At 46.1% G+C, this 11,949-nt stretch carries 10 protein-coding genes and 1 pseudogene; 2 read left to right on the top strand and 9 right to left on the bottom strand.

Translation table 11 applies throughout. From position 1 onward, the window contains the following. Positions 1 to 14 precede the first annotated feature (14 nt). From NC99_RS12265 to NC99_RS12250, 4 genes are all read right to left on the bottom strand, one after another. Positions 15 to 1,712 carry a PNGase F N-terminal domain-containing protein gene (locus NC99_RS12265; RefSeq protein ID WP_053184087.1) on the bottom strand — a complete coding sequence of 566 codons (1,698 nt, stop codon included), beginning with the start codon at positions 1,710 to 1,712 and terminating at the stop codon, positions 15 to 17. Positions 1,713 to 1,863: 151 nt separating this feature from the next. Further along, positions 1,864 to 2,631, bottom strand: coding sequence for a TIGR00266 family protein (locus tag NC99_RS12260; RefSeq protein WP_053184085.1), 768 nt, complete (start codon positions 2,629 to 2,631; stop codon positions 1,864 to 1,866). 97 nt (positions 2,632 to 2,728) lie between these two features. Continuing rightward, the gene (locus tag NC99_RS12255; protein ID WP_162231211.1) at positions 2,729 to 3,631 is read right to left on the bottom strand and encodes a YihY/virulence factor BrkB family protein; all 903 of its coding nucleotides are present in this window, start codon (positions 3,629 to 3,631) and stop codon (positions 2,729 to 2,731) included. Between the two features lie 32 nt (positions 3,632 to 3,663). After that, entirely contained in the window at positions 3,664 to 4,056 is a 393-nt protein-coding gene (locus NC99_RS12250; protein WP_053184081.1) for a DUF4783 domain-containing protein, read from the bottom strand. 248 nt (positions 4,057 to 4,304) lie between these two features. On the opposite strand from NC99_RS12250, the gene rlmH reads away from it, so the two are divergent. Next, positions 4,305 to 4,778: a 23S rRNA (pseudouridine(1915)-N(3))-methyltransferase RlmH gene (rlmH, locus tag NC99_RS12245; protein WP_053184079.1), complete on the top strand. Its 474-nt coding sequence runs from the start codon at positions 4,305 to 4,307 to the stop codon at positions 4,776 to 4,778. An 18-nt stretch (positions 4,779 to 4,796) separates the two neighbouring features. After that, positions 4,797 to 8,459 carry a sensor histidine kinase gene (locus NC99_RS12240; RefSeq protein ID WP_053184077.1) on the top strand — a complete coding sequence of 1,221 codons (3,663 nt, stop codon included), beginning with the start codon at positions 4,797 to 4,799 and terminating at the stop codon, positions 8,457 to 8,459. Between the two features lie 49 nt (positions 8,460 to 8,508). On the opposite strand, the gene NC99_RS12235 is transcribed toward NC99_RS12240, so the two are convergent. The 5 genes and pseudogenes from NC99_RS12235 to NC99_RS12215 all read right to left on the bottom strand — a co-directional run. Further along, positions 8,509 to 9,174: a YiiX/YebB-like N1pC/P60 family cysteine hydrolase gene (locus NC99_RS12235; protein WP_204374985.1), complete on the bottom strand. Its 666-nt coding sequence runs from the start codon at positions 9,172 to 9,174 to the stop codon at positions 8,509 to 8,511. A 53-nt stretch (positions 9,175 to 9,227) separates the two neighbouring features. Further along, entirely contained in the window at positions 9,228 to 9,644 is a 417-nt protein-coding gene (gene arfB, locus NC99_RS12230) for an alternative ribosome rescue aminoacyl-tRNA hydrolase ArfB (RefSeq protein WP_053184075.1), read from the bottom strand. 57 nt (positions 9,645 to 9,701) lie between these two features. Then, positions 9,702 to 10,574 carry a rhomboid family protein gene (locus NC99_RS12225; RefSeq protein WP_053184072.1) on the bottom strand — a complete coding sequence of 291 codons (873 nt, stop codon included), beginning with the start codon at positions 10,572 to 10,574 and terminating at the stop codon, positions 9,702 to 9,704. Between the two features lie 9 nt (positions 10,575 to 10,583). Next, complete coding sequence (locus NC99_RS12220; RefSeq protein ID WP_053184067.1) at positions 10,584 to 11,324, bottom strand: rhomboid family intramembrane serine protease; 741 nt, start codon at positions 11,322 to 11,324, stop codon at positions 10,584 to 10,586. 82 nt (positions 11,325 to 11,406) lie between these two features. Beyond that, positions 11,407 to 11,949 (bottom strand): annotated as a pseudogene (locus NC99_RS12215) (DNA mismatch repair endonuclease MutL); the annotation flags it as partial.

The raw sequence follows: 11,949 nt of genomic DNA, 5'->3' as shown, positions 1-11,949 counted from the left end.
TACGGGGCTGTAGATCATTCGTTTAGATATTCACCGCTTAAAACCCCCGAAACACTCCAGTGGCTGAAACTGTTGCCTTCGTCCGGACCTTGGTCAATGACCACTTGGAGCGAATGCTGGCCGGGGCTAAGGTTGTTGAGCGGAATGACATACGGTGGCGTGAGCGTGGCCGGACACCAGTTCGACCGGCTCAGGTCGCTCGACGACAGGCCGTTGCCGAAATTACCCGATGCCGGATTGTACAGGCGGTAAGTGGCACAGTCGGTTCGCCACGGAACCACCTTGTAGAAGGGTTCGCCGTCAATAAATATTTCGTTGAGCTTTGGGTTGAATTCATCGCCGCCACCCCAGCCGCCATGCCCCGTTGAGGTATAAAGCAGTTGCAGGTTTTCGACGTTTTCAGGCACTTCAAACTCCAGGGTAAGTGTGTCATTTCGAAATAGTCGGCCGTAATTCTGTCCCGACATTTCCATGATATTAACGGTGTAGAACAGCGGTTGAATGTAATGAACCGGCTCTTCCCGGTCGCCAAATGACGGATAGAAATTGAGTTCCAGGCTGACTTTGTGTCCGCCCTGGTCGTAATTCCCGATAAAAACACCCACCCAAATTTCATCCTGATCGTTCGGCAAAACCGAACTTACATCCTGCTTGTAGATGGCTTCGTATTTCCAGGGATAATTGTTGATTTCGCGGAGCTTATTAAAATGACCAACGCCAAACGACGTGAAAAAGCGCATCAATTCAATCGGGCTGTCGTAGTTGGTTGTGCTTGTAATTCCTTGGTATTCCGAGCCCTCATTGTCGGTGATAACCGGCAGTTGATCCAATCCATTTTGAAGGGCGTCGAGCATCGATTTCTTGTCCGTATCTGCAGGTATTGCAAAAACTGAACCCGTTCGGTCGTAGGCATCGCCATTGGACCAGCAGTTGAGCTTGGCAAAAACCTGTCCGCCTTTTCGCCAACTTTTGGGAAGCGCAACTTTTTTCATGACAACGCTGCCTTTCGAAAAGCGGTAAGTCCGGTTTGATTCCAGGTTTTGACCTTCGTAGCTTTCTTCCAAATTTTCAAAATTGACGATCTGGTTCTCGAAAACGGGAAGAGTCGTATAGCGCGACTTGATTTTTAGCTCTTCCAGCTCGCTTGCCGAAACTGCTGTTGCCTGGCTAAACGGATAGTCGGGAACCGAGTCCTTGTCGAGTTTTTCGATGGATTTGGCGAGTAACGTGCGGCTTCCGTTGACGGTGACTTTCAAAACCAGTGAGTTCCTGTCGGGCAAATAGGCCTGGTAGGGCGAACCTTTGGCGCCGGTTTTATCCGAGTACCAAATTTCAATGGTGTTTGAAAATGACGAAAGCACGGCATATTGGCAGTCATATCCCAAGATGGTTTCGGTTTTGTCGCCAGCCTTTGGTTGCGGAAGCGAATCGAACGGCGTGAGCGTTTTATACAATTCATCTTCATAATTCAACAGGGTTACGGTCTGGTTCTTCCCGTAGTCGATGAAATTTTGAATTTGGTCGTCCGATTCGGACAGGAACGCTACGTCATCGCTAAAAATCAAAGTCATGCCACGGCCCGGTGATTCGGTACCATTGTGAGTGGCTGAATAGTTCACTTTGAAGGCGTTCTTTTTCTTCGATTTTTGGGCATAGGTCGGCGTTGCGAAAATAAAAAGCAGTGCAAGACTAATATTAAAGAGTTGTTTCATCGCAGTATGTTGTAGTTTATTAAAAGCTTAATTTGGTAGGTGCCAGCAAAAAAGTTAAGGACAATCAAATGTCCTTAACTTTTCAAAAATATCGAGTAATGGCAATCGGGTCAACCAGTAAATCAAACCAAGTTGACTCCAGATCGACAGATCAATCTTGTAAAAACTGGTTCAACAGTCCGCCTGATTCTTTCCGCTGGTTGCCGCCGCGTGGCGACAGTTCAGCAATCAGTTTGCGGATGGGCATGGATTGCAGCCACACTTTGCCGGTGCCGCGCAAGGTAGCCAGAAAAATACCTTCGCCGCCAAACACCATCGACCGTAAGCCGCCCGATTGCTCCACGCTAAAATCAACGCTGGGTTCGTATGCCACAATGCAGCCGGTGTCAACCCGCAAAACCTCATTGTTCAGCTGGCGCTCAATCACGGTTCCGCCGGCATGAATAAAGGCTTTCCCGTCGCCCTGCAATTGCTGCATGATGAAGCCTTCGCCACCGAAGAAGCCCGCACCCAGGCGCTTATTAAAAGTGATGGTGATTTTTGTGCCGAGTGCTGCACACAGAAAGGCATCTTTCTGGACGATAATCCGTCCGCCCAGCATTGGAAGATCGAGCGGAATGATGGAGCCGGGGTAAGGCGCTGAAAAAGCAACGCGCTTTTTTCCCCAGCCCTGGTTGGCAAAGTGGGTGAGGAAAAGGGATTCGCCGGTAATGATCCGTGATCCGGCCGATAGCAATTTGTCGAAAAATCCGGCGCGCGGGTTGGATCCATCGCCCAGCTTGGCTTCGAAACTGATGCCGTCTTCCATGTAAATCATGGCGCCGGCTTCGGCGATCACCGTTTCGCCCGGGTCTAACTCAACTTCAACCAACTGCACATCGTGCCCAATAATTTTGTAGTCTATTTCATGTGATTGCATAGAAATTGTGATTTTAAGTGAATTTGAGAGCTAAATTTACGAATTGTCGCCAAGCCACGTGCAGCTTTTCGATGAAATAACGATTTTTCGGGATGAACTAATCGTCCAGCGCACGCTGGTGTGCTTCGTTGATGCTGGCATTTAGTTCGAAGCCAATCAGCAGAATGAGCGACATGAGGTAAAAAAGGATCAACACAACCAGCAAGGTTCCGATTGATCCATACAGTTTGTTGTACTGCCCAAAATTGGTGATGTAGTAGCTAAATCCAACCATCGTGATAATACTCAGGATGGTAGCCAAGGTTCCGCCGGGAGAGATAAAGCGCCAGCGGGTTTTCTTAGCCGGAGCGAAGTAGTACAAAAAGGCAAAGGCAAAGAAAAACAAACCGATGGTAATGATCCACTTGCCGGCAATTAACAAATAGTAGGTAAAGGTGTCGTTCAGCAGTCCTTCCCTGTCCATGTAGTCAATGGCAAATTGTCCACCTGTAATCAGGGTGATGGCCAGGGTAATTAAAACCGAAAGTATAAAAAGCAGCATGGTGGCCACCAGCCGTTGACTCAGCCAACTTCGGCGTTTAAAGGTGTGCAGCGATGCGTCAAAAGCACTCATCATGCTGGCCAGTCCGTTGGTTGAAAAAATTAGCGCCATAAAGAAACCAAGTGACAGCAAGTCGCCCCGTTGGCGGGTCAGAATGTCCTGAATGGTCTGTTCCACGGTGGTAAAAGCATAGGGAGGAAGTAAATCCTGAATCAGTAAAAACAACTCCACCTGGAAATTCTTGATCGGAATATACGGAATCAAGGTAAATATAAAGATGATGGCCGGGAAGAGCGCCAGGAAAAAGTTGAAAGCAATGGCTGAAGCCCGCGTGGTAATTGCTCCTTGCACGATGCTTCGGTAAAAGAAAACGCCGACATCGTACAGGGCAATCTCATCAAAGCCGGGAAAGCTGACTTTTCGGGCCCTAATAAAAAGCTTGAGAAAGAAACGCTTCATCTTATGGCTTCGACTGCTGGCGGCCATGCAGTTTATTGTTTTTCAATTCGAAACTGATGAATATAGGCTTTTTGACCCTTTTCCTTCAATAGAAAATACACCCTGAAAACGCCCGTTGCGGTGGTTAGGTTGCCAATGGCATAGCGTGCACCTTCTTTCCCGCCCTGGTGAATGATGGCGAAACGCTGCGGTGAATTGGCCGAAAAAAATGAGGCTACAATTTGTTTGGCCTGCTCTTTACTGTAAACATCGTCTTTATCCAAAACTACCAATTCAATATTTTCATTGAAATAATTGGAAAGGGTTGATGCATCTCCGGTTTTCAGGCTCAAAATCACTTCGTCAGGGACCTGCGCCAAGCTCACAATTCCGGTAAAAAAAAGGAGAAGCGCCGGAATGATGGTTTTAATCCATTGATTTTTCATTTCATATCGATTTAAAATGCCCTGTTCCACTTCATAAACTGTACCAAAACGCTGAAGTACACAACAGGATGCATAACTTTGTAAAGTTAATAATTTTCAGGGGACCATCGCGGGCTGAATCCCTGATCATTTTTAACTGGCAAAAGGTACTCACTTTTTCAGATAGAATGCTGATATTTATCGATAACAATTCGCCCAACCTGAAAAAAGGAAAAAAAGCGAAGCCATAGGATTTTAAAAATTATAGCGTGAAGATTAAGTTGGTTGTTATAGGAAAAACGGATCAGGGGTATTTGAGGGACGGAATTGAAGATTACCACAAGCGGATTCCGCATTACCTTCCTTTTGAATATCAGATCATTCCGGATTTGAAAAATACCCGTAAGCTATCGGAGGAGCAGCAGAAAGAAAAAGAAGGTGAGTTGATTTTGGACCAGCTTAAAGCCGGTGATGAGTTGATTTTGCTCGACGAGCGGGGACAAACCTTTCGGTCGGCAGAATTTGCACGGTTTTTGGAGAAGAAGATGCTTGGCGGGCTGAAGACCCTGGTTTTTGTTATCGGCGGTCCCTACGGATTTTCCGATGCCGTGTACCAAAAAGCTGCCGGAAAAGTGAGCCTGTCAAAAATGACATTCTCGCACCAGCTAATCCGGCTGATTTTTAGTGAGCAGTTGTACCGGGCATTGACCATTTTGAAGGGCGAACCCTACCATCATGAATAATTGACCTGAATCCGGTTTATGGAAAACATTAGAAAATACAGTTTCCTTATTCTTTCACTCACTTTTTTTGCATTTGCTTTTTTACTCGAGCATCAACGTTTACACCATGCACCGGAGGTGAAGTTGATTGACCAGTTTGAGCAGCAACTGCACGAACAGAAGAAGCTGCTGAATAGTCGCTTGGATGAGATTGAGGAATCGCTGACCGAGGCTGATTTTAACGGAAATCTGCAGGCGACACTTTTTCCATATTCCTCATTGTTTCCCAATCAGGGCCTTGGTTTTGTGGTGTTGGATGGCAACGAACTCATTTACTGGTCGCACAATCATTTTGCTTTTACCAGTCGGTTCTCCGGCAAAATGGCAAGCCAGGAGCTGTTGGCCTTGCCCAACGGGATCTACCTGAGTTTGACCCGGAAGGTAGATTCGCTCCAAGTGGTTGGCTTAATTCATATCAAAAATATTTACAGCATCGAAAATCAGTACATCAGCAACGAGTTTGTTGAGCCTTTCGTGTTGCCCGAAAGTTTTGTCATTCAGCGTGAAAAATCAAGCTATAATCTTCCGGTGCGCGATGAAGTGGGGGATTATTTGTTCTCGGTACTTCCGGCAGGAAAAATAAAATGTACCAGCGCACAGCTGTTGTTTCCCGCTGCCCTTTTTGTCATGGCCTTTTTGTTTTTGCTCGTGTTCACACGAAAAATGGTCAAGCATTTTCGTCATGAGGATTTCCTGATGCGAATCATGGTGCTTGCGCTGGCACTTTTTGGCTTTTACTGGATTCATATATTATTTCGTTTGCCCCAGCTGGTTTACGCCTTCGATTTGTTCGATCCTTCACTTTACGCTTATTCCTTTTGGCTTCCATCCCTAGGCGATTTGCTTTTGCTGGCGGTTCTGTTCTTTTTTTGGAGCATGAATTTTGCCAGGGAATTTTCCTTTTCGAAGGGGAATAACCGGAACGAGATTTTTTCGGCTCACTGTTTTAGTTTGCTTGTTTATCTGTTTGCCAACTATTTAATCGGAAATCTCATTCAAAACAGCAGCATTTCTTTTCAGCTAAACCGGATTGATGATGTGGACCAGTATAGTGTGATTGGATTCATCATTGTCGCCTTACTCTTCTTTGCCGCTTTTCAGATCAACCTGAAGATTGTGGAATCCAGTGTGCGTTACCTTTCCAAAAAGCGTTTTTTGTGGGGTCACCTCTTGTTGATCGTGGTTTTTGTTGGCCTGTCGGTTCACTATAAAAACAGCTATCTGTATATGATTTGCCTGTTTTTGCTAACCAATTTTTCAGTTTTGGCACTCGAGAACACGCACTTTAAAAAGCATTCCATTTCGTATATCATCTATTTCGTGTCGCTTTTTGCTTTTTTCACACTGATTAATATTCAGTACTTTAACCAGCAGCGAACCATCGAAAGCCAAAAGCTGATGGCCGTTACGCTCAATTCGGAACATGATCCGGCGGCAGAAATTTTCCTGACGGATATTCAGCAGGAACTCAATGTCGATTCCGTCATTCCGTATTTGTTATCAACAACTTACCAGGAACTGGAGAGCTACCTGGAGCGACAATATTTTGGCGGTTACTTTCGGAAATATGAGCTGGACATCATTTTGTGTAGTGGTTCGGACAGCTTGTTGGTTGAGCCCGAAAACCAGTGGGTGCCGTGCTTTCCATTTTTTGAGGAGATGATTGAGGAATCAGGGACACGGATTCCGGGAACCAACTTCTATTTTATGGATAACCTGAATGGCCGGATTTCTTATATGGGCCGGATTTTTTATCCTTTGTCGGCCGATTCACTTGGTACATCGGTGTTTTTCGAGCTTAACTCCCGTTTGCTGCCCGAAGGTGCCGGTTTTCCCGAGCTACTTTTGGATCGTTCCATGGCCAAGCCGCATCGCTACCGCCATTTTTCGTATGCTAAGTATTTCAATCACGAGCTGGTCACTTTGAGTGGTGACTACCAATACAATTACTACATTGATTCGTATGATGTGCAAACCGACAGCTCGGAGTTTGTGCTTGCCAGGTGGGATGGCTACGATCATTTGACCCATGATCTGGGGAAAGGGAACTTTATTATTGTGAGTTGTGAGACATTCGAACTCATGGACTACCTGATTTCGTTTCCTTACCTTTTTGTATTCTACTTTGTCTTTGTGTTGTTGGTTGTTTTTGGTGGCAATTCATCATTTCGAAAAAAAGCGAAACTTTACGATTTGAAGTTCAAAATACAAGCGGCAATCATTACAGTGGTACTGGCTTCGCTTTTTGTTGTAGCTGGCGGTACTATTTATTACAACATTCAGGAATACGAAAACCGACATCAGGATGATTTGAACGAGAAAATGAAGTCGATAAGCGAGGAAATCGGGATAAACCTGAATGATGTGAATGCGTTGTCGCCCGACTTGGTTGATTGGTTATGGCGCGAACTGAATAAGTTGTCGATCGTTTTCCGCACCGATATCAATATTTTTGGGGTGAATGGCGAATTGATCGCTTCCTCGCGCCCCGAGCTTTATTTGCGTGGCATTGTTTCGAACCGGATGAACGCGGAAGCCTACTATGAGCTGATTGAAAACTACCAGATCAGCTACTCGCAACCAGAACGGATCGGTGATTTGTCTTACCTTTCTGTTTACGAGCCAATTATTAATGACATGGGCGATTACCTCGGTTTTATCAACCTGCCTTATTTTACGCGTGGCGACGAATTGAAACAGGAGATATCCACGTTCATCGTTGCCTTTATCAACTTGTATGTGTTGTTGTTTTTGGCGAGTGTGCTTGTTGCTGTGTTGCTTGCCAACCAGATTACACGCCCGCTGAGTATGGTGCGCGAAAAATTGAAAGGCATTCAGCTGGTGAAAAAGAACGAGCAAATCAGCTACCAGCGCGACGACGAAATTGGCGCCCTGATTAAGGAGTACAACCGCAAGGTGGAAGAGCTGGCCGAAAGTGCCGAGTTGCTGGCCCGGACGGAGCGCGAGCTGGCCTGGCGCGAAATGGCCAAGCAGGTGGCCCACGAAATTAAAAATCCGCTGACCCCAATGAAGCTCAACATTCAATACTTGCAGCGGGCAAAAAATGAAAAAGGCGCTCATTTTGATGAATATTTTGACCGGGTGACACGAACTTTGATTGAGCAAATAGACACGTTGTCGGACATTGCGACCGAGTTTTCCAATTTCGCCAAAATTCCAAAAGCGCGAAACGAAGTTTTCAACCTGGCCACGCAGTTAACCAAAGTTACCGAGCTTTTTGAGTCAAGTACGCACATCGACTTGTCGGTTGAATTGGACGGGCGGGACGAACTGCTCGTTTGTGCCGACCGGGAGCAGATTTCGCGAGCCTTGGTCAATCTGATAAAAAATGCTATCCAGTCTATTCCGCCCAAACGAAAGGGGAAGGTGAAAGTTGTTTTAGCCAAGAAACAAGATTGGGCTGTGATCTCCGTGCGCGACAATGGCACGGGCATCCCCGAGGACATTCGGCAACAAATGTTTCAACCCAATTTTACAACCAAAAGTAGTGGGATGGGACTTGGACTGGCTATCGTAAAAAAAATCATTGAAAATGCGCACGGTAAAATTTGGTTTGAAACGGAGCTGGATCAAGGGTCAACTTTTTACATTGAACTTCCTTTACACCAAGAGATCAGCTGATCAGCAGCAGTTTTCAAATCAGCCTTCGAAGGTGGGTACGCGTTCATGTTCAGTCGTTTTCCTGCAGCTCAGGCGCTATGAGCAGTTCCAAAATACCCAGCTTGACCAGTTTTTCAGAAGCTGCCATGCCATTTGGATTGCAGCCGGGAAGGCCCTCCGGAATGTCCATGTTCAGTTTCCGGTAGTGGTTCACCCAGGTCGGATCAAATGCTCCGGTTTCCGGATTCTTAAAAGTCATGGGGTTCAAGGTAAAAATCGAGTCTTTTTCAAAAGCCAGGTAAATAAACTCGGAGCAATACAAGCTGGTATCCGACAGCACATAACTGAAATTGTAGGGTTTTCCCAGCAAGCTTTTGGCGGTGGACACCGCTTCGGGAATGGCGGCCTGATAGTCCTTTTGCAAGCGATAAACCGAAACGCGTGCCATGTCGCCACCGGGCTGCGAGAATTCGAACAATGAAACCCGGCACGTGCCGCCAATGGGGCTGGCGTGAAGCACATAAACCGAATCGTTTTCAATAATGGCCAAGCCAACATGCGAGAAATGGGTTTGCTTTTCGGTTTGAGTCACCTGATCAATGGCCTGCGATAGGTTGCTTGACGCGGTTTCGCGAAACAACAAATCGCCTGTTCGAAGCTGGCTCCGACTAATTTTTTGGGCTTCCGTGTTCATTCCTAAATTCAGGAAGAGAAAGCTGATCAATACAAATTTCATTCAACATGAATTAAACTGTTTGGCACTTTCAATTTCAGTATGCATCAATTTGTTCACAAATCAATTTTCCCCCGCCATTTCTTTTTTTCGCCGGTTTGTTTTTTTGTGGTGATGCGTTTTTCAACCGACGTACGTGTGGGTTTGGTCGGCCTTCGTTTTTTCTTTGGTTGAAGGGCTTTGGCTAACAAGCTATAAAGCTTTTCGATCGTAATTTCTTTGTTGCGCAGTTGCGAACGTTCTTTCTGACTAACGACAATCAAATCGCCTTCGGTGGTTAGTTTGCTTTCGAGTTTCTCTTGAAGGATTTTTTTTTGAAGCTCCGTGAGCAATTGGGAGTTTTCAATGTTGAAACGCAGCTCCACGCGCGAATCCACTTTGTTGACATGCTGCCCACCCGGTCCGCTGCTGCGCGAAGTTCGAAACGAAAACTCGCTGCTTAAATCTGGAATATGAACGGATGTTTTGTTCATGGATTGAACTTTAAAAAGAGCTTATGCGGGATGTCTTGTTACAGGTAAACGTTGGATTTATTTACCCATCTTAAAGAGCAGTTCCTTTTCTTCTTTGGTCAATGAGTCGTAGCCCGATTTGCTGATTTTCTCCAGCACCCGGTTAATTTCTTCCTGCTTGAGGTTGCGTTGCCGGTTGTATTCAACATCGTCAACCGGTGTCCCTTTGTAGGTCACCTTAATTTTTTGTTTCGGCTTGAAAAGTTTTTCTCCCTGGGCCAAAATACTGGAAACCCCTTTCGTGAGGTCCTTGTTTTTTCGGTACTGCAACACAAAGAGCATTCCCATGAAGGCGCCACCCAGGTGGGCCAGGTTGCCTCCTGCGTTTGACGACGCAATGCCAATAACGTAAATGACCAGTGAAAACAAGGCAATGTATTTCATTCGAATTGGCCCGATAAACAGCAGGTTGATCGTGTGGTTGGGTGCCCACATGGCCACGGCAATTACAATGGCAATCACCGATGCCGAGGCGCCCAGTAGCCTCGAAAAAACAATGACTTCAGTAAAGGCCGGGAACAAATTGTAGGCCGCCAGAAAAAAGACACCGCCGGCCAGTCCGCCCAGCAGGTAAATGCCCACCAACTGTTTCGAGTTAAAGTAGATGAGGAATATTTTGCCGAGCCAGTAAAGCCACAGGATGTTGAACAGGATATGCAAAAAATCAAAGTGCAAAAACATGTAGGTGATCAACGTCCAGGGTTTGTAGGTCAGTTGGTTGATGTCGGCAGGCAAAGCCAGCCAGTTGACCAGCGAAAAATCCTGATTCAGCAAAAAAAAGAAAACATTGAGGATGCGGATAAACAGAAAAACACCCAGGTTAATATAGATCAGCCGGGTCAGCACCGATCCTTTTTTGAAAGACTCCTTGATTTCGTCGATAATGCTCATAACCACAGCCTAGTAAAAGTTTCGCGTGTTCTTGTTCCAGTAACGGATGAGCAAATACCCAAAAAGCATCCCTCCCAAGTGGGCAAAGTGGGCTACGTTGCTTCCCGGGCGCGACAAGCCGAGGTACAATTCCAGGATTCCGTAGCCAATAACGAAATATTTGGCTTTGATGGGAATGGGTGGGAACAGCAGCATCAATTGGGTGTTGGGGAACAACATTCCAAAACCCAGCAGAACGCCAAATACAGCGCCGGAAGCCCCAACGGTTGGGACATTCAACAAGAGGTTTAGCTTACCCATTAAGGGGTCGGTGTAATTTTTTCCCTGCATCCAAATGCTGGCCCCATTTTGCATCACCAAATCAATTTGTTCGGGCGACATTTGCGATACAACCGACTGGTATTCGATCCAGTTGACAAAGGTGTGCAAAACCGCAGCACCCAGTCCCGTGGCAAAATAATAGATGAAAAACCGTCGCGGCCCCCAAACGCTTTCCAAAATCCGGCCAAACATCCACAGGGCAAACATGTTGAACAGAAGGTGCGTGAAGCCACCGTGCATAAACATGTGGGTGACAATTTGGTAGGGTTCGAATTTTGGCGATGCAATGTAATGAAGGCCCAGTATCCGGGCTAAGTCAATATTCTGCATGCTCATGACGTAAGTCGCCAAAAGCATCAGCACATTAATAATGATCAGGTTTTTGACGACCGGCGGTATGGAGCTTAAGTTGGGTCTGAAATTCTGCATAGTTGAAAATTTAGATGCTGGCTGCAAGAGCCACGCCAAAAGTTGTTTTCAATACAAAGTAAACAATTCTATAGACAATTTGTCACTTCAAAAGTTTTTCGAAATGCTCAATCGGAACAATTGTTAACACTTGTTTTCCCGTAGGCGAAAAGTTGGGTGTAGCGCAGGCAAATAGTTGGTCAATCAACTGGTTGATCTCTTCCTGCTTCAAATTGTAGCCATACGAAATAGCCGATGCCCGGGCCAGCGAAGCGGCTACTTTTTCGCGCGCTTTTTCCTTCAAATCTGAGGCCGAGCTTTTAATATCTTCAAGCAAGGTTTCGATAACCGACAGGGGCGACGAATTGTCGAGCATGGCCGGGGTACCATTGATGATGAAACTGTTGTTGCCAAAGTCGCGGATATCGAAGCCAAGTGCTTTCAAATCGTCCAGCACCGAGCGAAGCAGCTCCGCATCGGCGGCGTTTAGGTCGAAAGTGTGTGGAAATAATTGTTGCTGGCTGACTGTTTCCTGGCTTTCGATGACGGCCATAAAGCTTTCGAAAAGAATGCGTTCGTGTGCCCGCTTCTGGTCAATGACCATCAATCCCGATTTTACCGGAGTGAGGATGTATTTGTTTTTAAA

Origin of the sequence: Sunxiuqinia dokdonensis (assembly GCF_001270965.1) — a bacterium.
Lineage (GTDB): Bacteria > Bacteroidota > Bacteroidia > Bacteroidales > Prolixibacteraceae > Sunxiuqinia > Sunxiuqinia dokdonensis.
This window is presented reverse-complemented; position numbering and strand designations above follow the sequence as displayed.

Coding starts and splice junctions, on each gene's coding strand:
- NC99_RS12265 (WP_053184087.1), bottom strand. CDS start 1,712: ATGAAACAACTCTTTAATATTAGTCTTGCACTGCTTTTTATTTTCGCA.
- NC99_RS12260 (WP_053184085.1), bottom strand. CDS start 2,631: ATGCAATCACATGAAATAGACTACAAAATTATTGGGCACGATGTGCAG.
- NC99_RS12255 (WP_162231211.1), bottom strand. CDS start 3,631: ATGAAGCGTTTCTTTCTCAAGCTTTTTATTAGGGCCCGAAAAGTCAGC.
- NC99_RS12250 (WP_053184081.1), bottom strand. CDS start 4,056: ATGAAAAATCAATGGATTAAAACCATCATTCCGGCGCTTCTCCTTTTT.
- NC99_RS12240 (WP_053184077.1), top strand. CDS start 4,797: ATGGAAAACATTAGAAAATACAGTTTCCTTATTCTTTCACTCACTTTT.
- NC99_RS12235 (WP_204374985.1), bottom strand. CDS start 9,174: ATGAAATTTGTATTGATCAGCTTTCTCTTCCTGAATTTAGGAATGAAC.
- arfB (WP_053184075.1), bottom strand. CDS start 9,644: ATGAACAAAACATCCGTTCATATTCCAGATTTAAGCAGCGAGTTTTCG.
- NC99_RS12225 (WP_053184072.1), bottom strand. CDS start 10,574: ATGAGCATTATCGACGAAATCAAGGAGTCTTTCAAAAAAGGATCGGTG.
- NC99_RS12220 (WP_053184067.1), bottom strand. CDS start 11,324: ATGCAGAATTTCAGACCCAACTTAAGCTCCATACCGCCGGTCGTCAAA.